Annotated in this window: 16 protein-coding genes; 10 read left to right on the top strand and 6 right to left on the bottom strand. The window is 66.0% G+C overall.

Annotated elements, in window-relative coordinates; translation table 11 throughout:
- The first annotated feature begins 85 nt into the window (after positions 1 to 85).
- The 6 genes from rpmI (at position 86) to Pla175_RS19390 (ending at position 4,982) form a co-directional block, all read left to right on the top strand.
- Positions 86 to 289: a 50S ribosomal protein L35 gene (rpmI, locus tag Pla175_RS19415; RefSeq protein ID WP_145289210.1), complete on the top strand. Its 204-nt coding sequence runs from the start codon at positions 86 to 88 to the stop codon at positions 287 to 289.
- 99 nt (positions 290 to 388) lie between these two features.
- Positions 389 to 745 (top strand): 50S ribosomal protein L20, encoded by a 357-nt coding sequence (gene rplT / locus Pla175_RS19410; protein ID WP_145289195.1) that lies wholly within the window; start codon positions 389 to 391, stop codon positions 743 to 745.
- 132 nt (positions 746 to 877) lie between these two features.
- Positions 878 to 1,990 carry a phenylalanine--tRNA ligase subunit alpha gene (gene pheS, locus Pla175_RS19405; protein ID WP_145289192.1) on the top strand — a complete coding sequence of 371 codons (1,113 nt, stop codon included), beginning with the start codon at positions 878 to 880 and terminating at the stop codon, positions 1,988 to 1,990.
- A 214-nt stretch (positions 1,991 to 2,204) separates the two neighbouring features.
- A complete protein-coding gene (gene pheT, locus Pla175_RS19400) occupies positions 2,205 to 4,223 on the top strand; it encodes a phenylalanine--tRNA ligase subunit beta (protein WP_145289189.1) in 2,019 nt (672 codons plus the stop codon).
- A 64-nt stretch (positions 4,224 to 4,287) separates the two neighbouring features.
- Positions 4,288 to 4,536 carry a hypothetical protein gene (locus Pla175_RS19395; protein WP_231953976.1) on the top strand — a complete coding sequence of 83 codons (249 nt, stop codon included), beginning with the start codon at positions 4,288 to 4,290 and terminating at the stop codon, positions 4,534 to 4,536.
- Positions 4,536 to 4,982, top strand: a complete 447-nt coding sequence (locus Pla175_RS19390) for a type II toxin-antitoxin system VapC family toxin (RefSeq protein WP_145289182.1) — start codon at positions 4,536 to 4,538, stop codon at positions 4,980 to 4,982. Before Pla175_RS19395 ends, Pla175_RS19390 begins: the two co-directional genes overlap by 1 nt.
- 12 nt (positions 4,983 to 4,994) lie before the next feature.
- On the opposite strand, the gene Pla175_RS19385 is transcribed toward Pla175_RS19390, so the two are convergent.
- A complete protein-coding gene (locus tag Pla175_RS19385) occupies positions 4,995 to 5,615 on the bottom strand; it encodes a hypothetical protein (RefSeq protein WP_145289179.1) in 621 nt (206 codons plus the stop codon).
- Positions 5,616 to 5,645: 30 nt separating this feature from the next.
- Positions 5,646 to 8,321: a zinc-dependent metalloprotease gene (locus Pla175_RS19380; RefSeq protein ID WP_145289176.1), complete on the bottom strand. Its 2,676-nt coding sequence runs from the start codon at positions 8,319 to 8,321 to the stop codon at positions 5,646 to 5,648.
- Positions 8,322 to 8,442: 121 nt separating this feature from the next.
- Here Pla175_RS19380 and Pla175_RS19375 point away from each other — a divergent pair, with 121 nt between their 5' ends.
- Together Pla175_RS19375 and Pla175_RS19370 are read left to right on the top strand one after the other, a co-directional pair.
- The gene (locus Pla175_RS19375; RefSeq protein WP_145289173.1) at positions 8,443 to 9,480 is read left to right on the top strand and encodes a phosphotransferase; all 1,038 of its coding nucleotides are present in this window, start codon (positions 8,443 to 8,445) and stop codon (positions 9,478 to 9,480) included.
- Positions 9,481 to 9,714: 234 nt separating this feature from the next.
- Complete coding sequence (locus Pla175_RS19370) at positions 9,715 to 11,763, top strand: protein-disulfide reductase DsbD family protein (protein ID WP_145289170.1); 2,049 nt, start codon at positions 9,715 to 9,717, stop codon at positions 11,761 to 11,763.
- 54 nt (positions 11,764 to 11,817) lie between these two features.
- Here Pla175_RS19370 and purM read toward each other — a convergent pair whose 3' ends face one another.
- On the bottom strand, positions 11,818 to 12,870 hold the full coding sequence (gene purM / locus Pla175_RS19365) for a phosphoribosylformylglycinamidine cyclo-ligase (RefSeq protein WP_145289165.1): 1,053 nt from the start codon (positions 12,868 to 12,870) through the stop codon (positions 11,818 to 11,820).
- Positions 12,871 to 13,096: 226 nt separating this feature from the next.
- On the opposite strand from purM, the gene glgX reads away from it, so the two are divergent.
- Together glgX and cbiE are read left to right on the top strand one after the other, a co-directional pair.
- Positions 13,097 to 15,211 carry a glycogen debranching protein GlgX gene (glgX, locus tag Pla175_RS19360; RefSeq protein ID WP_145289162.1) on the top strand — a complete coding sequence of 705 codons (2,115 nt, stop codon included), beginning with the start codon at positions 13,097 to 13,099 and terminating at the stop codon, positions 15,209 to 15,211.
- An 87-nt stretch (positions 15,212 to 15,298) separates the two neighbouring features.
- Positions 15,299 to 16,549, top strand: a complete 1,251-nt coding sequence (gene cbiE / locus Pla175_RS19355) for a precorrin-6y C5,15-methyltransferase (decarboxylating) subunit CbiE (protein ID WP_145289159.1) — start codon at positions 15,299 to 15,301, stop codon at positions 16,547 to 16,549.
- Here the strand turns inward: cbiE and Pla175_RS19350 are convergent.
- The 3 genes from Pla175_RS19350 to Pla175_RS19340 all read right to left on the bottom strand — a co-directional run bounded on the left by Pla175_RS19350 (position 16,512) and on the right by Pla175_RS19340 (position 19,510).
- Positions 16,512 to 17,663, bottom strand: a complete 1,152-nt coding sequence (locus tag Pla175_RS19350) for a glycosyltransferase family 4 protein (RefSeq protein ID WP_145289156.1) — start codon at positions 17,661 to 17,663, stop codon at positions 16,512 to 16,514. The genes cbiE and Pla175_RS19350 overlap by 38 nt on opposite strands.
- A gap of 144 nt (positions 17,664 to 17,807) precedes the next feature.
- Entirely contained in the window at positions 17,808 to 19,028 is a 1,221-nt protein-coding gene (locus Pla175_RS19345; RefSeq protein WP_145289153.1) for a glycosyltransferase family 4 protein, read from the bottom strand.
- Complete coding sequence (locus tag Pla175_RS19340; RefSeq protein ID WP_145289150.1) at positions 19,025 to 19,510, bottom strand: GNAT family N-acetyltransferase; 486 nt, start codon at positions 19,508 to 19,510, stop codon at positions 19,025 to 19,027. The genes Pla175_RS19345 and Pla175_RS19340 overlap by 4 nt, the downstream gene beginning before the upstream one ends.

Genomic DNA, 19,510 nt, shown 5'->3' with positions numbered 1-19,510 from the left:
ACTCGGAATCCCCTGCAACGCCACTTCCGCCTCTCGGCGGCGTCTGCTATCCTGCGGGGCTTCCGACCTAGCCAGGATTCTAGAGATGCCCAAGCAAAAGACCCACAAAGGCACCAAGAAGCGGTTCCGTCTGTCCGCGGGGGGCAAGGCCATGCACCGCAGCGCCGGCACCAGCCACTTGGCGGCCCGCATGTCGCAGAAGCGGAAGCGCAAGCTCCGCGGAACCACGGTAACGGACGATGCGTTCGCCGGGGTGATCCGCAAGATGCTCGCCGGCAACAGCTACTAGTACGAATTGACAATCTGACTCTGCTCGCCGGGCAGTAGAACGGTCGATCGCACCAGATCGACGGCCCGGGCGACGCCAACCCTTAGGAGCTAGACTCCCATGCGCGTAACCACCGGGGTTCCCCGTAACCGCCGCCGCAAGCGGCTCTTCAAGCAGGTCAAGGGCTACGTCGGCGGCCGGCGGAAGCTGATCCGCACCGCCCAGGAGACGCTCGACCGCGCAGGCGCCTACTCGTTCCGCGACCGCAAGGTCCGGGCCCGCGAGTTCCGCAAGCTGTGGATCATCCGCATCAACGCCGCGGCCCGCGAGCGGGGCGTCCGCTACAGCCAGTTCATCGCCGGACTGAAGAAGGCCGGGATCGAGCTCGACCGCAAGACGCTCTCCGAGATGGCCATCCACGACGCCGCCGCGTTCGACGCGGTCGTCGCCAAGGTCAAGGACGCCCTGGCCGCCTAGTGGGTCCCGGCAGTTGTTGGGCGCCATGACCACGCTTGCGTGGGCATCCGGTCGCCGAGCGACGCGCCGCCACGGTGGTTCAGCATGGCCACGCAAGCGTGGCCATGGCACCCAGGAAGCAATGGCCCGGCCATGTCTCTTGAGCAATTCGTCGCCGACCTCGACGCCTTCGCCGACGAGGCGGTGCGCGCGCTGAGCGGAGCGACCGACCAAGCGGCGGTCGAATCGGCCCGCGTCGCCTACCTCGGCGCCAAGGCGGGCCGGCTCAAAGACCTGCAGAAGGGGATGGGCGCCGTCGACAAGGGCGACAAGCCCGCCGCCGGCAAAAAGCTGAACGAGGTCAAGGCCGCCGTCGAGGCGGCGCTCGACGCCGCGCAGACGCGTCTTGCTTCCTCTTCCACCGGCCCGCGCGATGATGGCTTCGACGTCACCTTGCCGGGCGTGCCTCTGCGGCTCGGCCGGCTCCACCCGATCACGCAGACGATCGAGCGGATGAAGGAGATCATGGGCCGGCTGGGCTTCTCGGCTGTTGAGGGTCCGGAGATCGAAGACGATTGGCACAACTTCGAGGCGCTGAACATCCCGCTCAGCCACCCGGCCCGCGACCCGCTGGACAATTTCTACTTGCAGCAGCAAGAGGGTCGAGAGGCGAGGGGCGAGGGGCGAGAGGCGAGAGACGAGGGACGGGCAAGCGCGTCTTCTAGCCCCTCGCCCCTCGCCCCTAACCCCTCGCTGCTGCTCCGTAGCCAGACCAGCACGGTGCAGATCCGCGTGATGGAGAACACCCCGCCCCCGGTGCGGATCATCTCGCTGGGACGCGTCTACCGCCCCGACACGGCCGACGCCACGCACTACCCCATGTTCCACCAGATCGAGGGGCTGCTGATCGACCGCGGCGTAACAATGGCCGACCTCAAGAGCACGCTGCGGATGTTCTGCCAGAGCTTCTTCGGCGCCGGTTCTCGGGAGACAGGGGAGGACCTGCACATCCGCTTCCGCCCGTCGTTCTTCCCGTTCACCGAGCCCAGCGTTGAAGTCGACATGAACTGGCAAGACGGCTGGATGGAGATGGGGGGCGCCGGCATGGTCGACCCCAACGTCCTCAAAGCCGTCGGCTACGACCCCGAGGAAGTGACCGGCTTCGCCTTCGGCCTGGGGGTCGAACGCATCTGCATGCGGCAACACAACATCCGCGACATCCGCGACCTGTACACGAACGACGTGCGGTTCTTGGGGCAGTTTTGAAGACTCTCGCAGAGGCGCGGAGACGCAGAGCAATAGAAGAATGACCAATGACCAAGCCTAAATGACTAACGACGAGTGAAGCAGCAATCTGCGATTCACATCGCTTGCGGTTCTTGGTCATTTTGGCTTGGTCATTGGTCATTCCTTAATCGCTGTCCGAACCAGCCATCAAACTCCCTTCCCCTCCGCGCCTCTGCGCCTCCGCGAGAGCCTTATGATCGTCTCCTGGAAGTGGCTCAACGACTACGTGAAGCTCGCGATGAGCCTCGATGAGCTGTGCGATCGGCTCACGCTGACCGGGCTGAACCTGGAAGGGGTCGAGAAGCGCGGGGACGACTGGGCGATCGACCTTGAGGTCACCAGCAACCGCCCCGACTGCCTGGGGCACGTCGGCGTGGCGCGGGAAGTCTCGGTGTTGTGGAACACCGACCTCCGCAAGCCCGACCCGCGGCCGAAGGCGCTGGGCGCCCCGGTTGAGAAACTCACTAGCGTCACCGTTACGTCGCCCGAGCTTTGCCCGCGTTACACCGCCCGAGTGATCCGCGGCGTGAAGATCGGCCCCAGCCCCGACTGGCTCGCGGAGCGGCTGCGTTCGGTCGGCGTCGCGGTGATCAACAACGTGGTCGACGTGACCAACTTCGTGATGCTGGAGTGTGGCCAGCCGCTGCACGCGTTCGACTTCGCGAAGCTCAAGGGCGCGAAGATCATCGTCCGCCCCTCACGGGCCGGCGAGCCCTTCACCGCGATCGACCACAAGACCTACGAGCTCCCCGCCGGGCTGTGTGTGATCGCGGACGCCGAGCGCCCCGTCGCCATGGCGGGCGTGATGGGGGGCTTCGACACCGAGGTCTCCGAGTCGACCGTCGACGTGCTGATCGAGTCGGCCGACTTCGAGCCCATGGCGGTCCGGGCCGCGGCACGCAAGCACAACCTGCACAGCCCCAGCAGCTACCGCTTCGAACGGGGCGTCGATCCCGAAGGGATCGACTGGGCCAGCCGGCGGGCGTGCGAGTTGATCCTTGAGACGGCCGGCGGCGAGCTGTGCGAAGGCGTTATTGACGTCGCTGCGCAAGCAACTCACGCCAAGCACATCGCTTTCCGCCCGGCGCAGACCGAGCGTATCCTCGGCATCCAGGTGGACGAGCACGAGTCGAAGGAGATCCTCACCTCACTCGGGTGCGCGGTGCTGGCCCCCGAGGCCCACACGTGGACCGTGGCGCCCCCCTCCTGGCGGGCCGATCTCTCGCGCGAGATCGACCTGATCGAAGAGATCGCCCGCATCCACGGCTACGACCGTATCCCCGAAGACGCCCGCGTGCCGCTCTGCCCGTCGAGCCGCACCACGGAAGACGTGGTGCTGGAGCAGGTCCGCGGCGTGCTAACCGCGGCCGGTTTCGACGAGGCGCTGACGCTCAGCGCCGTTGAGCCCGACTGGATCGAGTCGTTCCGCCCCTGGACCCAGGCCGCGCCGCTGGCGACCAGCACCAGCGTGCTGCGACGCGCGGACCGGCTCAGGCAGAGCGTGGTCCCCAGCCTGCTCGCCTGCCGGCGGACCAACGAGACGCTCTCCAACGAGCGGATCGAGCAGTTCGAGATCGCCAAGGTCTACCTGCCTCAGCAGGACGGCCTGCCCATCGAGAAGCGGGTGCTCGCGCTGGCCAGCGGCGGCGAGTTCCGCGCCGTCAAAGGGGTGATCGAGACGCTCTTCGCCAAGAGTGCGCCCGACGCGGCCCCCGACTACCAGCCGCTGGCCGACCCCGGCTTCGCCCCCGCACGCGGCGCGGAGATCATGTTGGCCGGCCAACGGGTCGGTGTGCTGGGAGAGGCGAGCAAGCGGACGCTCGACGCGTTCGACCTCCGCCGCAAGGCCACGGTCGCCGAGATCGACCTCGGCCCGCTGGTAGCGGCCGCGCAGTTGGTCCGCACCGCCGGAACGCTGTCGGCCTTCCCACAAGTGGCCCGCGACCTGAACGTGGTGTTCGACCTGGGCGTCCACTGGAGCGAAGTCGAAAGGATCGCCCGCGAGGTTGGCGGTGACGTTGTGGAAGCGGTCACGTTCCAAGACGACAGCTACCGCGACCCCCAGCAGCTCGGCCCCGGTAAAAAGAGCGTGCTGTTCTCCGTGGTGCTGAGAAAGCCCGATGGGACGTTGACCAGCGAAGAAGCGGACGGGGTGCGCGACCGGATTGTGGCGGCGCTGGGGAAGGAGCTTGGGGGCTCGCTGCGAGCGTGAACTTGGCTTCTGAATCCAGTACAAGGTACAATGGTCTCAAGAAGTATCATTCACCACGGCCCCAATGAATCGCATGATGTCGTTCGACCTCGATGACGATACCGCCAAGCAGCTGACGGAATTCGCCGCACAGCGTGGACTGTCGGTGGATGGGCTGATCCGGACGTGGCTAGAGGAGTCGGGCGACATTAGGTCCGCGGGCAGCAGTGCATCGGAAGCCGACTTCGTTGCAGAGTTGACGCCACTGCTATTTGATGGCCCCTCGCTGCCGGCCGACTTCTCTCGGGCCGATATCTATACGGATCACGACTGATGCGGCGCCTAATCGACACCGGCGTGCTGCTCCGGCTTTTCGACCGGAGCGACGCGAACCATGTCGCCATTCGGGATGCGCTACGTCGGCTTCGCGCAGTTGGCGATACGTTGGTCACAACACAGCAGAACATCGCAGAGTTCTGGAGCGTTTCGACACGGCCACAATCCGCACGCGGCGGCTACGGTCAGACTCCCGAAGAGTCCAACCGTCGCGTAGATTTCATCGAGAATTGGGGCGAGGTGTTGCCGGAGGCGCCCGACGCATACATCGAATGGCGACGGCTGCTCGTTAAGCACGCGGTGCGGGGAGTCTCTGTCCACGACTGTCGAATCGCAGCCTTGATGCGTAGTTCCGGCATTCGCAGCATCGTCACTCTCAACGGCAAAGATTTCGCTCGGTACGAAGGGATCGAGGCGATGGCGCCGGAAGACTTGCTTCGGTAAGCCCACACGCTCCTACCGGGAGCCGAAACCTACTCGAAAGTTCCTTTGTCCCAACGAAACGCCGGTGATTGCATCGAGAACTTCCACATAGTCGCAGTACGATTCGGTACCAATGACCGTGATAACTGGGTGCTCAAACCTTCTTGTCGGAGTCCACATAGTGACGCGGTTGGAATATCCAGAGTACCCACCTGGCGCGGCCTGTTGGAGCTGGCGGCGCCACACCTCGGCGCCAGAGGCGATGTCGTACGATACAACCTCGCAGCCGGCTGAGTCTGGCGAATAAACCGCCAAGTAGAGCCTTCCTTTCCAGCAGCCAAAGGAAGAGAACCAGCCGCCAGTGAATTGAAACTCCTCTCCCTTCTCATTAGAAAGCCGAACTTTGACATCGGAGAACCAGACATCTCCCTGGGGAGTAAGCGTTACGGACCACCCTTTCTGGATTGATCGAACGGACTTAAGCAGCGGTTCCTCTGGCGGAGGGATGAACTCCATTCGTTCAAGCCAAGTCTTGACTTCTCGAATCGTCGCCTCGTGCCGCGCGGCATCCTTCGCCAGCGGGCTCTGCCCGGTTTCTGGTTGTTGGGCGACAGCGGCGCCGATCAACGCGGCTAGAATGGGCGCGAACAGCATTGGTTGCATGGGACTTGTCACGCTGTCATCTTACGGCCCCGTCACCACCCCCGCATCCAGCGTCCGCTTCACCTCCGCCAGCGACTCCATCAGATGGGCCCGCGTGTAGGGGTCGAGCGCGTCGTCGTCTTCCAACGCCGCTTCCATCTTGCCGGACAGGTCGATCAGCTCCGCGTAGGCCAGCGCCTTGAAGTCTTCGGGCGCCCCGGTCTTGCCCAGGGCAAGGCGTTCTAGCCGAGTCAGGTAGTCGCGCTGCAGGTTGCGGCGCAGGCTGCTCACCGCGGGCTGGCGGGCGCTGTATTCTTGCTGCGGGTCGAGCGCGTCGAGCTCGGCAAACACCGAATCGGTGAGGCCCGTGATTAGCTCGGCGCCGGTGAAGGCGTCATCCTCTGACGCGATCTTGAGCTCCGAGTCGTGCACGCGGCTCAGCGTCAGCGGCGAGAGCACCTGATCGAGCACGCGGCCCTGCCACATGGCGATCGCCTCGTGGACCGGGTAGTCGGCGCGGGTGACGTCGTCGACGCCCCAGTGGCTCCAGTGCGTGGGGGCGAGCTGGTTGTAGAGCGAGGCGGGGACCGCGAACGGCTTGTCGCTAAACACCATCTCGCCCAGCAGCGCCAGCGCGTCGCGTTGACGCTGGGCGTCGACCACCTCAAAGGGCGCCTTGGCCTGGTCGTCTCCCTTGTGGCTGCGGTTCTTGTAGACGCCGCCGATGTAGCGCGAGGCCATGAACTGGGCCTTGCAGTGGTTGGCCAGCAACACGCCGAACGCGCGGCGGGCCCGCTGGTAGCCGTCCCCCTCTTCGACCATCTGGTCGGCCACCTTGGGGAGCGCCTCGGCGACGATGGCCGCCTGCTGGCGGGCGTACTCCACTAGGTCGCTCGACATGTCGAAGCGGTTAGAGTGCGGGTCGGGGTCGATGCCGCGGGTTTCTTCGTCGGTGCTGTAGGCCAGCTCGGGCTCGCCGCTGCGTGAGGCGATCTTGGCGAGGCCCTCCTTCTCGTCCTTGAGTGGCTTGTATCCGTACTCGATGGCCCAGTAGTCGTAGGGGCCGATGGTGGTGCTATAGAAGTCCCCCTGTTCTACCCCGGGCGGGGCGATGATGACCGGGTTGTAGTCCATCACGCTCGACGTGACGCCGGTCTTGCTGGTCTTCGAGACGTCGTGCAGGTCCGCGGCCGAGTAGAGCGTGCTCGCCTTAAAGTTGTGGCGCAGCCCGAGCGTGTGTCCGACCTCGTGCATGGCGACTTCTTTGAGCGCCTGGCGGATCAGCTTCTTGAGCTCCTCGTCGCTACGGGTGCGGGTGGCGGTCACCGCGGCGGCCATGGCGAGCTGGTGCGAGGTGCCCCCCAGCAGGTTGCACGCGCAGCCGGCCGAGTGCTGGTGGCGGTAGGGCCAGGGGCGCTCGGCCTGTTCGGCGCGGTAGCCCTCGAGCGTGAGCGGGCCGCCGGTGAGCGCGGCGACCGACTCGGGGGTGAAGGTCTCGTACTCCTGCTTCCAGAACTGCAAGAAGTCGGCGTCGAAGATGATGTCGGCGTCGAGGATCTGCCCCGTGGTGGGGTTCACGCGGCTGGGGCCCATGGCGAAGCCGGCGCCGGCGGTGATCCAGCGGAACGTGTTGTAGCGCACGTCGCCCGGTTCCCAGTCCGCGTTGTCCGGCTGCTGGCGGACGTCGATGGCGTCGTAGAAACCGGCCTTCTCGAACGCCTTGTTCCACTCCAGGATGCCGTCGCGGATGGGCTTGCGGTATTCGTAGGGGATGGTCTTTTCTAGCCAGAAGACGATCGGCTCCTTGGGGGGCGAAACGTCGGCGTCCTTGTCCGCCTTCTGCAGGTCCCAGCGGTTGATGTAGCGGACGAAACGGTCCTCCTGCTCGCTCTGGGAGAAGTCCTTGACCACGGTCAGGAAGTAGCCCACTCGGTCGTCGGCGAGCCGCGGCTTGAAGTCGGTCTCCGGGAGGCGGCTGATGGAGTAGTGGACGTTGATCGTCACGCCGCGCGAGTCGGGTACCGAGTCGAACTCTTGGTTGCCGTCCGAGGCGTAGGTGGCGGCCACCTGGATCTCGACGTTCTTCTCGAAGCCCTTCACGTCGGCCCACGAGCTCTTGTTGCGGGCGAAGAAGAAGCCCTTGAGCACCTGAGAGATCTGCGGCAGGTCGCTCATCAGCACGGGCGAGAGGTCGACGATATAGGCGCCGGAGTCGCTCTTGGTGGCGATCGGCAGGCTGAACATCACGCTGTCCGTATAAGCCAGCCTGACCGCTTCGGCGGCGGGGCTGTCTTTCTCTGCACGGAAACGCACGTTGCGGCGGATGATCTGGATGTTGTCTCCGACCTTCTTGAACCGCCACAGCCAGTCGTCGCCGAAGCCCCAGCTATAGCCCCCGTACAGGGGCCGCTGGCCGATGCCGCGGGCGATGGTGATTAGCACGATGTAGTCGCGGTCGAGGTCGCTCGGCTTGAGCTCGGCGAACAGCTTCTCGTCGGTGCGGTGGAGCGTGAGCATCCCCTCGACGCACTCGGCGTCTTTCACCACTTCGTCAAACGGAGGGAACTTGGGCTTCGGCTTGGCCGCGCCCGGCTTGGCGCCTTCTTCCTTCTTGTCGTCTACTTTGGGCGACTCGGCGATCGTTTGGTCGTCCGCTGCGCGTGCGGCGGCGAAGGCGGGGATCACAAGGGAGAACAACAGCAAGATTCGGAGCGGCATAGCGGGAGGCTCGTAGGCGGAGCGTTAGGCGGGGGGACGGCGGCTGGATAGACTGACGGGCCGAGGGTCCGCGGAAGCGTAACCCGAAAAAGCCCCCCAGACTCTCTGGTTGTAGTGCGCGATGATGGAAATCGGCAACGCCCCCGAACGGTTGGAGCGGTTTTTCGGGCCGGGGCACACGGCGACGATCGAGCCGCTGGCGACCGGGGGGCTGAGCGGCGCCCGGGTGTGGCGGGTCCGCCATCGTGACGGCGAGTTCGCGCTGCGGTGCTCGCCCCGCGGGCGGCCCGGGCTGGAGCAGACGGCGTGGGCCCACCAGTGCATGGCGGCCGCGGGCCTGGGATTCGTGCCGCGCCCGGCGCTCACCCGCACGGGGCCGAGCTGCTTCGAGGAAGCCGAAGGGGTCTGGGAGCTGCAAACCTGGATGCCGGGGTCGCCGGCGTTGTGCGCGGCATCCCCCGACGCCCACCTGCTGGCAACCGCCGACGCAGTGACGCTGCTGCACCGGGCGTGGCGCGCCGGCTTCTCCAAGCGAGAACCCTCCCCAACCCTGTTGGTCCGCAACCAGCGGCTCGCGCGTCTCATCGCAGAGGCGCCGGCAGCAGCCGACCTACGGTCGGCGCGGGCCGAAACCCCCTTCGCCCCCGAGCTCGAGTCCCTTGCCACACAAATCGCCGCGGCGGCCCGCGTCGCACGTGCGGAGCTCGACCGTGTCGAGCCGAGCGTCTCGACGCTCCACCCCGTCGTGATCGATCTGAAGCAAGACCACGTGCTGTTCACCGGCGACCGGGTGTCTGGCATCGTCGATTTCGGCGCCATGGCGGTCGACACGCCTGCGGTCGACTGGGCCCGACTGATCGGCAGCATCGCGGGTGACGACGCCAACCTCTGGCGCCGCTGGACCGACGCCGCTGCTTCGGGGCTTCTCCGGGCCGAAGCAGCCGACCTGCGGGCGTTGCTCCCCGCGCTCGACGCCAGCGGCACGGTTCTATCAGCGGCCAATTGGCTGAGTTGGCTAGCGGGTGGTTGGCGCCCCCCGACTGGGGGCGAGCCGCTGGTGCGCGAGCGGCTTGCCCGGCTGGCCGGTCGGCTGCGGGCGCTCGCCCAGGGGCATGTAGCCGCCCGAATCGGGGCAGGGCAGGCGCCGCCGGCTGTGTAGCGGCTGGTTCGTTTGCCTATTTTTCGACAAACGAATGCCGCGTGCCCAAGTGGGCCAAAGTCCACGCGGAACGGGCGATTCTGCACAGTCTAGGGGAGAAGCTGAATCAATAGTTGTCGCAGCGGGTAAGGCGTGGATGCGTGATGGCGTCGTCAAAGCATAGGAGAGTGCCTTTGCCCGAGTTGGCGATGGTCCTTAGAATGCCGTCGTCCCAATCGAAGCCGAGAATATCGCATGTCTCAACGCAACGGCGGTTTTGCCGCCACGCTGCTAGTACTAGCTCTGTTCTTCTGCGCTGCGCCGGCCCGGGCGCAGTTTGACTTCCTCGGCGGAGGCATCGGCGACGGACCGCAACCGGTAGAGCTGGCTGCGCAGTTCACCCCGGCGACCGCCGAACGGCCCGCGGTCTTGATGGTCACGGCCACGATCGAACCCGGCTACCACGTGTACGGCGTGAAGCAGCCCGCCGGCGGGCCGCAGCGGACCGACCTGACGCTGGCGCCTTCGTCCGACTACCGGCTGCTGGGCGAGTTCCGCGGGTTCCCGGCGCCGCACACGTACATCGACGAAGAGGTGTTCACCGGCGTCGAGATCCACGAGCACGAAGACCAAGTCACTTGGTACGCGCCGATTGAGTTGGCCGAGGGGGTCGACCCCAACAAGGTCAAGGTCGCCGGCTCGGTGAGCCTGCAGGCGTGCGACGAGAGCTGTATCCCACTCGACTTGGAGTTCACCGCCAAGCTGGGCAAAGGGGTCGAGATCGGCCCGCTGCCGGAGGCAACCTCCCCAGCGGCGGCTGCTCCTGTAACGCCGGAAGTGAACTCCGGGGCGATGCTCCCCGCGGCGCCCGCCCCATCGGACTCCGCGTACCGGCTTGAGAAGATCGAGCTGGGCAAGCAACGCAGCCTGCCGACCATCCTGCTGCTCGCGCTGATGGGGGGCTTTGTGCTGAACTTCATGCCGTGCGTGCTGCCGGTGATCGGGCTGAAGATCATGAGCTTCGTGAACCAGTCTGGCCACAGCCGGTCCAAGGCGTTTGCGCTGAATGTTTGGTACTCGCTGGGGATCCTGCTGGTGTTCTGGGTGCTGGCGGGGCTGGCGATTTTTGCCGGCGCCACGTTTGGCGACCACTTCGGCGACGCGCGGTTCAACGTGGTGATGTCGTCGATCGTCTTTGCGCTCGCCCTGGCGATGCTGGGGGTGTGGGAGATCCCGATCCCGGGCTTCGTTGGCCACGGCGCCGCCCAAGAAATCGCCTCGCAGGAGGGCCCCACCGGCGCGCTCGCCAAGGGGATTCTGACCACGATCTTGGCGACCCCCTGCACCGGCCCCGGCGTCGGCGCGGCCCTGGGGTGGACCGTCAAGCAATCGCCGGCCGTTACGTTTGGCGTGTTCACCACGCTGGGGCTGGGGATGGCGCTTCCGTACCTGCTGATCGGCGCGTTCCCGTCGCTGGTGAAGTTCTTGCCGAAGCCCGGCGCGTGGATGGACACCTTCAAGCAGTTCCTCGGCTTTGTGCTGATGGCGACCGTGGTGTGGCTGCTCAGCTCGTTGCCGCAAGAGATGCTGCTGCCGACCCTCGCGTTCTTGACCACCGTAGCCATGGCCTGCTGGGTCTACTCACGCATCCCGTACGGCGCCGAGTGGGGCGATCGATCGCAGAGCTACGCCCTTACCGCAGCGATCCTGGCCGGGGGCGCGGTGCTGTCGTACGGGTTCTTGCTGCCGGACGTCTACGGGCCGCGGTACCAGGCGACCGTGGCGATGGCCGCCAACGAGCAGGCCTCCCAGAGCACGGCCGACCTGATCGCCGCGCTCCGCGACAGCACCGACTCCGAACGCGCTACCCTGCTGAGCGAGCCGGCCGTGCTGACCGAAACCGTGCTCGATCGCCCTTGGCAGCCGTTCACGCTAGACAAGCTGGCCCAGGTGGTCATCGGCCAGGGGCGGCCGGTGCTGGTCGATTTTTCCGCCGATTGGTGCGCCAACTGCAAGGTGCTCGAAGGGACCGTGCTGCACACCGACGCGGTCGATGCGGCCATGGAGCGGCACGGTGTTGTGACCATGTACGCCGATTTCACCCACAAGCCGCAGTTCCTGAAAGACACGCTGCGGGCGCTGGGCGCCAACGGCGTGCCGGTGATCGCGGTCTTCTCCCCCAGCGACCCCTACCGACCAATCGTGTTCCGCGGCGCGTACACCCAGAGCGGGTTGATCGAAGCCATCGAGAAGGCGGCCGGGGGATCGTCCGCGGTTAAAGTCGCGCAGAACACTGCGAACTAGCCGGGGGTCTTCGGGAGCAATTCCGCTGCTCCTCGGAGGACTATCGTCCTCCGCTCAGGAGCTTGCGTCAGAAGCCGCCACGCTCCCGATCCGCCAGCACGTCTCTCCCGCGGATTCCAGTTGCGCCTGGACGCTTTCTGCGTAGTACTCGCTGACGACCAGCACCAGCCCGAGGCCCATGTTGAAGACCCGGGCCATTTCATCGGGGTCGACGTTGCCCAGTCGCTGCAGCCACCGGAAGACGGGCGGGACGGGCCAGCTCTCGGGGGCGATCTGGAGCGCCGTGCCCGGCGGCAAGATGCGCTCGAGGTTCTCTCGCAGCCCGCCGCCGGTGATGTGGGCGATGCCGTGCACCACCTGCTTCTTGCGGTAGTGGCTCAGCACGCCGCGGACCGAGCGGACGTAGAGCCGGGTCGGGGCGAGCAGCGCCTCGCCGACCGTGGCGCCCAGCTCTTCTACGTGATCGTCGATGCCCAGCCCGGCGTGATCGAACACGATCTTCCGCACCAGGCTGAAACCGTTGGAGTGCAGGCCGCTTGAGGCGACCCCGATCAGCACGTCGCCCGGCGAGATCGCCTTGCCGTCGATCACCCGGGCCCGCTCCACCACGCCGACGGAGAAGCCGGCCAGGTCGTACTCGCCGGGGGAGTAGAGGTCGGGCATGATGGCGGTTTCGCCCCCCAGCAGGGCGGCGTCGCTCTCGATACAGCCGCGGCTGATGCCGGTGACGATCTGCTCCAGCCGGACCGGGTCGTCCCGGTCCATAGCCACGTAATCCAAGAAAAACAGCGGTTCGGCGCCGCAGCACAGGGCGTCGTTGACGCACATCGCCACCAGGTCGATGCCGATCGAGTCGTGCCGGCCGGCCATTTGGGCGATCTTCAGCTTGGTGCCGACCCCGTCGGAGCAGGCGACCAGGACCGGGTCGCGGTAGTTGCGGGCGAACAGTTTGCCGGCAAAATCGAGCTGAAACAGCCCGGCAAACCCCCCTTCCAGCGGCAGAACCCGCGGTGTGTGGGTTTGCCGCAATAGTTTGGGCAAACGGGCCATGCTCTGGGCGTAAACGTCCAGATCAACGCCGGAGTCTTTGTAAGTGATTCGCTGCATGCGGGTTACGCGGGAATGCGGAGGGGTCCGCGATTGTAGCGCGATGCCTATTATGCTGGCAGGGGCGCCCCTGGCGGACGTGGCGAGCATTCTGCCCCGCGAAGCTGTAAGGTAGCATTCTTGGTCCGTGAAGTTCCGTGCTAGCACCGGTCGAAGTAGTTCACACGCCAGCGATTTGTTTTCGCCGGCGTTCTTGCTCTCGACGATCCGCGGGGAACTGACCGGTATGCTGCTGACACCTGTGATGACGACTTCGCCCGTAACCGCGGGCCTGCTGATGCCTAAAGCCCAACCGACTTTCCACTTCAGCTACCCGCTCCCCTACGGCGCCGTGCTGCGCGACGAGGGGGTGCAGTTTGTGGTTTACAGCAAGAACGCTACCGCGATGCGGGTGCTGCTGTACCGGCGGGTGACCGACCGCGAGCCCTACCGGCTGATCGAGTTCAATCCGGACACCGATCGTTGGGGCGATATCTGGAGCATCTTCGTCCCCGAGCTGGGCGCCGGCACGCTGTACCACTTCCAGGCCGCCGGGCCGTTTGAGCCGCACAAGGGGCACCGCTTCGATCCACGCGCCCGCTTGATCGACCCCTACGCCAGCGCCCTGGCCGGCACCTACCTGCGCGGCGACGACGGCGTGGTCCGCCCGCCGAAGTGTGTGGTGGTCGACGAGCACTTCGATTGGCAGGGGGACCGGCACCTGCGGCAACCGCTCTCCGAGACAATCATCTATGAGATGCACGTACGCGGCTTTACGCGCAGCAGCTCGGGGGGCGGCGATCACCCCGGCACCTACCTGGGGGTGATCGATAAGATCCCCTACCTCAAGAGCCTGGGGGTGACGGCCGTTGAGCTGATGCCGGTGCACGAGTTCCCCACCGAGGAGAGCGACGGCGCCAAGCACGGCCTGGCCAACTACTGGGGCTACGACCCCATGGCCTTCTTCGCCCCGCACCGCGGCTACATGCACGGCGCCAAGCCGGGCGACCAGGTGCGGCAGTTCAAGGAGATGGTCCGCGCGCTGCACGCCGCGGGCATCGAGGTGATCCTGGACGTCGTGTTCAACCACACGGCCGAGGGGAACGAACGCGGCCCCACCTTCAGCTTCAAGGGGCTGGAGAACAGCGTCTACTACATGCTCAACGGGGGCGGGGAGTACAAGAACTACTCCGGCTGCGGCAACACCGTCAACAGCAACCACCCGATCGTGCGGGAGATGATTTTCCATTGCCTCCGGCACTGGGTCTACAACTACCACATCGACGGCTTCCGCTTCGACCTGGCGTCGATCCTTTCGCGCGACCGCAACGGCGACCTCTGCGCCAACCCACCCTTGGTGGAGTACATCGCGGAAGACCCGATGCTGGCCGACACGAAGATTATTGCCGAAGCGTGGGACGCCGCCGGGGCGTACCAGGTAGGCAGTTTCGCCAGCGAGCGTTGGGCGGAGTGGAACGGCGCCTACCGAGACAACATCCGCCGTTACTGGCGGGGCGATGTCGGCATGACCGGGCCGATGGCCACACGGCTGGCGGGCTCCAGCGACTTGTACCAGCCCAGCGGCAAGAACCCGTACCACAGCATCAACTTTATCACCTCGCACGACGGCTACTCGTTGGCCGACCTCACGGCGTACGAGCGTAAGCACAACCTGGCCAACGGCGAGGACAACCGCGACGGCGACAACAACAACTACTCGTCCAACTACGGGGTCGAGGGCCCCACGCGGCGGCTGCCGATCATGACGCTCCGCCGCCGGCAGGCCAAGAACATGCTGGCGACCCTGCTGCTGAGCCAGGGGACCCCCATGATCACCTCCGGCGACGAGGTGCTCCGCACCCAGCGGGGCAACAACAACGCCTATTGCCAAGACAACCCGGTGAGCTGGTTCGACTGGAAGCAGGTCGAGAAGAACCCAGACATGATGCGGTTCGTGCAGGCGCTGATCGCGTTCCGCCTCCGCCAGCCGGTGGTCCGCCGGCAGACCTTCCTCACCGGCATGCCCCACAAATCGGGCGAGCTGGCCGACGTGAGCTGGTTCGGCGCCGACGGCAAGCCGGTCGACTGGAGCCAGACGTTCCACAGCCTGACCTGCGTGTTGGGCGACGGAGGGTTGGACGACCCCGCGGCCCGGCCGGTAATGATCATGATCCATTCCGGCGGGAGCCCCCAAGATTTCATGACGCCGATCACCGTCCGCGACCTCCGCTGGCGGCTCTTTATCGACACCGCGGCAGAGCCCCCGAAGGAGGTTTACCCAGACGCGGACGGGCCGCTGCTGGCGACCTCCGAACACGTGCGGCTGAACCACCACACGCTTCGGTGCTACGTGGTGGAGTAGGCGCGGGCCCGGAGCGATTTGTGCCGGGGGCGTCCCCGCCCCCGGCGCGGCTTGTTGCGGCTGAACTTCTCGGCGAAACTATCGGGCATGACCCAAACCCACCCTCCCATCGCCGTGATCGGCATCGGCGACGACGGCCTCGACGCCGCCCCCGCCGCGGTCCGTCAGCGTATCGAGTCCGCCGACGTGGTGCTCGGCCCCGAGCGGGCGCTCAGGCTGCTGCCCGCTTCTATCGGCGCGAAGCGGATCGCCCTCAGCGGCGACCTGGAGCAGCTTGCCGCCCAGTTGGAGACCGTCGGCGACCGCCGGGCGGCGTTGCTGGTGTTCGGCGACCCGATGTTTTATGGGCTGGCGCGTTACGTCACCGAGCGGCTCGGCAAGGAGCGGTTCGAGGTCATCCCGCACGTCAGCAGCATGCAGTTGGCGTTTGCGCGGGTGATGGAGGGCTGGGACGAGGCCTACCTGACCAACGTGGCCAACCACCGCCTAGAAACCGTGGTCGAGAAGATCCGCACCGCCGATCGCGTAGGGCTGTTCACCAGCGAAGAGGTGGGCCCCGCGCAGGTCGCCCAGGCGCTGCTCGACCGCCGCATCGACTACTTCAACGCCTACGTGTGCGAGAACCTGGGCGCCCGTGACGAACGCGTGACCCGCGGCTCGCTGGCGGAGATTGCTGCGCAGGACTTCTCTTCGTTGAACGTGATGATTCTGGTCCGGCACCCGGACGTCCCCGACCGGCCCCGCGAGTCGGTCGGTCAGCGGGTGTTCGGAAACCCCGACGAGGCGTTCGCCCAGGCGCAGCCCAAGCTGGGCCTGCTGACGTCGGCCGAGGTGCGGTGCCTGGCGCTGGCGCAGCTCGATATCGGCCCGGAGAGCGTGGTGTGGGACGTCGGCGCCGGCAGCGGCTCGGTCAGCATCGAGGCGGCCCAACTGGCGACCCGCGGCGCCGTGTACGCGATCGAGCAAGACCCAGAAGACCACGGGCTGATCCGCGAGAACGCCGAGAGGTTTGGCGTGCGGAACATCTCGCCCGTGCTGGGGACCGCGCCCGATTGCTGGAGCGGCCTGCCCGACCCCGACTGCGTGTTCATCGCCGGCGGGGGCCGCGAGGTGGCCCGCCTCAGCACCGACGCCTACGCCCGGTTGCGTAGCGGGGGGCGATTGGTTTGCAACGTGATCAGCATCGACAACCTGGCCGAGCTGCGGCAGGCGATGCTGGCCGAAAACCCCGACGTACGCGTCTGGATGGTGAACATCGCCCGCGGCGCCGACCAGCTCGGGCGGCTGAGCTTCGAGTCGCTCAAGCCGAGCTTCTTGCTGGCGGTGGTGAAGGCGTAGCCCCTCGCGATCCGTTTAGGCCCGCAACGGAGCGGTAAACCTCGGCCATCGCGTCGGCCGTCGCCTGCCAGCGGAACCGCTGGGCGTTCTTCTGGCACGCTTCTACGACCAAAGGCCGGTCCTCGATCTGACAAACTTGCTGAATCGCTCGGCAAAGCGAGTCGGTGAAATGCGGGTCGAAGTAGTAGGCGCCGCTTCCGCAGACTTCACGGAAGACCGGGAGGTCGCTCACCACCGGAATCGTCCCCAAAGATTGCGCCTCTACGGCGGGTAGTCCGAACCCTTCATTGAGGCTCGGGAACACAAAGCAGGTCGAGCGGCGGTACAACGTGGCGAGCATCGCGTCGTCTACTCGACCCTCGTGTTCGAATCTCCGCCGCACGCCCCGGCATTCCAATAGTCGCGATTCGGCCTCACTGAACGGGGCGCCAACGACTTTGACGCGCAAATACTCCGGCCACTGCGTCGACGCCACGGCGTCAACCAAGATCGAAAAATTCTTGTAGCCGTAGCGGTCGCCGACGAAGAGGGCAAACGGTTCGCGCACCGGAGACGGTTCTGCGGGGGGAACGATGTGTTCGGCGCCCAGGGTGGCGACGGAGACGGGGCAGGACAGGTCGGGGTAATACTGCAGTAGTTTTTGCTTTGTGTCATGCGATATCGTGGAGATCGCGGAGGCCTGAAGGATCGCGGCGCGTTTGTCCTGGGCGTGTTCCTCGAAGTTCCGGTTGGCGTAGAACAGCTCCTCGGCGATCAGGTCGTACACCGTGACCACGGACCGCGGACGAACCCGTGGATCGAACGTGAAATAAGTCGAGTGCCAGATGGCGTTCGGGTAGTGGTGGTCGATCCGCCGGATGATCTGGCGGCGACGCCAGCGTCGGTCGAAGCGGAGCTTGCTGCCGTGCGGGTAGCGGTGTCCCAACCGGAGCGTGCTCACCCCTGCTGGGAGCTCTTGCACGGCGTCTCCGGCCAACACCACGACAACGTCGAACCCGTCGCCCAGGCGAGACAAGGTCTCATAGAAGACCCGCCAGATGCCGATCTGGCTGCGGTTCTCGAACACCACGCCATCGACTAACACCGTTAGCCTGTCGCCGGAAGCCACACTCATGACGGGGGTCGCAGGTAGAGGTCTTCGGCAGCCGTTCGTTGCATTTTGCCTTGGGAGTCTAGTGAGGGCGCCGCGACGGGGTCAATGCAAGTTGCGCCATCCTTCAAGCGATGGGTGCCCTCACGCTCAGCGAAGCGCGCTGGATTATCGGAGCGCGAGTCGATCTCTCAGCCCCAACCAAAAGGCTTCGTACGCGGCGCCCACGTCGATCGCATCAAGCTCTGCCATCCGCCGCGCGCCGTTCTCGACACTGGCGACGCGAAACGCTGCATCGCTAGCCATCCTCGTCATCGCTTGTGCGATCGAGCCAATGTCTTGGGGATCGAACAAGAACCGCTCGTCGCCCAGGGTGTCTGGCAGCGAGGTTGTCCGTGCGCACACAACCGGCGCCCCGGCGCGCATCGCTTCGAGCACCGGGAAGCTGCCCGCTTCGTACAGCGTAGGGACCACGGTCGCTGTGCAGTGGCGATACAGCCAGGCCAGCTCCCCTTCGTCCACTAGGCCCGTGAACGACACCCGGTCGCGGACCGGAGAGCGAGCCAGCCGGGCTTCGATCTCCGGGAAGTGGTCCGCGTTCTTCACACCCGTACAGACGAGGCGTAGCGACCGCTCGGACTTCCGGCAGACGCGCTCGAACGCCTCGATCAGCCGCAGGTGGTTCTTGTGGGGCCACGTCTGTGCCGGGTACAAGAAGAAGCCTTCCCGTGTGCCGTACTTGGCCTGCATCTCGGCTTCGTCCGCGGGCTTTGCGCAGCTCAAGCCGATTTGCGCGTAGGGAAGCGGAAGCACCACCACCCGGCTCGGGTCGCATCCGAACAGGCGGATCAGGTCCTGGCGGATGTGTTCGAACGACACGACAACCGCGGCCGCGTTGCGGGTAGCGGTAAGGTTGAATTGTGCGCGATGCAGGCGGTCTGCTGGCGAAAAGAACTCCGGGAAGTGCAGTTCCTGCACGTCGTGCATCGTCACCACGAAGGGAACCCCCGGGTTCTCTTCGGGCGAGTGTTGGATTGGAAAGTGGAGCAGATCGAGCCGGTGGGCACGCGCCGCGCGATGAATCGGGCCGCCAGCGGGCTCGCGCCACGGGTCGGCCGATCGGCGCCGCACCAGTTGTTCGACGGCGCGGAACGCCCGCCCACGGACGCTGTTCCAGCTACGCCGCGGCCCGCGATTTGATCCGAGGTAAGTCACGCGCGCCGGTTCGACCCCATCCGGCAGCGCGCCGCGGTTGCAGAGCACTCGCACGTCGACGGCGCTGTTGAAGCGGTGGGCAGAAAGGGCCCGCGCAACCCGCTGGGCATAGGGGCCAACGCCCCCCTTGAGCACCGAGACGTCGCCGAGGTAGAAGCCGATCCTCAGCGTCATGCCACTGCGCCCGGGGGCGAAGCAAACGACTTGCACAACACCGCTTGGCCGCCCATCTCCCGCATCGGCTGGAATCCCATGCGTGCGTACAAAGCCCGGGCGGCCGAGTTGTCGTGGTGCACCTTGAGTTGGACATCCGGGCAGCCCGCCAGCCGCGCAGTGGTAATCGCGTGCGTGATGCACAGGGCGGCCACGCCACAGCGGCGGCGCGTCGGGCTCACGAACACGCCGAACATGGGTGACGCGTACCCGTCGTCGAGCCCACGCAGCGTGTAGAGCGCCGCCAGGTCGGTAACGCCCTGTGCAGACACGCCTACCAGCAGGTCATCCCGCGCCGCCGCAAGCACGCTGCGCAGCGAGTCTTCATCGAACTCAAACGGGTGGAACAGCGTTCGATCGGCCGCAGACGCCAGGGCGAGCAGCGCGGCTAGCCGCGCGGAGTCTTCGACCCGCAGTCGGGTAAAGGTGAGCAAGCCATTCAT

Source organism: Pirellulimonas nuda, assembly GCF_007750855.1.
Lineage (GTDB): Bacteria > Planctomycetota > Planctomycetia > Pirellulales > Lacipirellulaceae > Pirellulimonas > Pirellulimonas nuda.
This window is presented reverse-complemented; position numbering and strand designations above follow the sequence as displayed.

Excerpts from the sequence above, each read along its gene's own strand:
- rpmI (WP_145289210.1), top strand. The coding sequence starts at position 86 with ATGCCCAAGCAAAAGACCCACAAAGGCACCAAGAAGCGGTTCCGTCTG.
- rplT (WP_145289195.1), top strand. The coding sequence starts at position 389 with ATGCGCGTAACCACCGGGGTTCCCCGTAACCGCCGCCGCAAGCGGCTC.
- pheS (WP_145289192.1), top strand. The coding sequence starts at position 878 with ATGTCTCTTGAGCAATTCGTCGCCGACCTCGACGCCTTCGCCGACGAG.
- pheT (WP_145289189.1), top strand. The coding sequence starts at position 2,205 with ATGATCGTCTCCTGGAAGTGGCTCAACGACTACGTGAAGCTCGCGATG.
- Pla175_RS19395 (WP_231953976.1), top strand. The coding sequence starts at position 4,288 with ATGAATCGCATGATGTCGTTCGACCTCGATGACGATACCGCCAAGCAG.
- Pla175_RS19390 (WP_145289182.1), top strand. The coding sequence starts at position 4,536 with ATGCGGCGCCTAATCGACACCGGCGTGCTGCTCCGGCTTTTCGACCGG.
- Pla175_RS19385 (WP_145289179.1), bottom strand. The coding sequence starts at position 5,615 with ATGCTGTTCGCGCCCATTCTAGCCGCGTTGATCGGCGCCGCTGTCGCC.
- Pla175_RS19380 (WP_145289176.1), bottom strand. The coding sequence starts at position 8,321 with ATGCCGCTCCGAATCTTGCTGTTGTTCTCCCTTGTGATCCCCGCCTTC.
- Pla175_RS19375 (WP_145289173.1), top strand. The coding sequence starts at position 8,443 with ATGATGGAAATCGGCAACGCCCCCGAACGGTTGGAGCGGTTTTTCGGG.
- Pla175_RS19370 (WP_145289170.1), top strand. The coding sequence starts at position 9,715 with ATGTCTCAACGCAACGGCGGTTTTGCCGCCACGCTGCTAGTACTAGCT.
- purM (WP_145289165.1), bottom strand. The coding sequence starts at position 12,870 with ATGCAGCGAATCACTTACAAAGACTCCGGCGTTGATCTGGACGTTTAC.
- glgX (WP_145289162.1), top strand. The coding sequence starts at position 13,097 with ATGCTGCTGACACCTGTGATGACGACTTCGCCCGTAACCGCGGGCCTG.
- cbiE (WP_145289159.1), top strand. The coding sequence starts at position 15,299 with ATGACCCAAACCCACCCTCCCATCGCCGTGATCGGCATCGGCGACGAC.
- Pla175_RS19350 (WP_145289156.1), bottom strand. The coding sequence starts at position 17,663 with ATGAGTGTGGCTTCCGGCGACAGGCTAACGGTGTTAGTCGATGGCGTG.
- Pla175_RS19345 (WP_145289153.1), bottom strand. The coding sequence starts at position 19,028 with ATGACGCTGAGGATCGGCTTCTACCTCGGCGACGTCTCGGTGCTCAAG.
- Pla175_RS19340 (WP_145289150.1), bottom strand. The coding sequence starts at position 19,510 with ATGAATGGCTTGCTCACCTTTACCCGACTGCGGGTCGAAGACTCCGCG.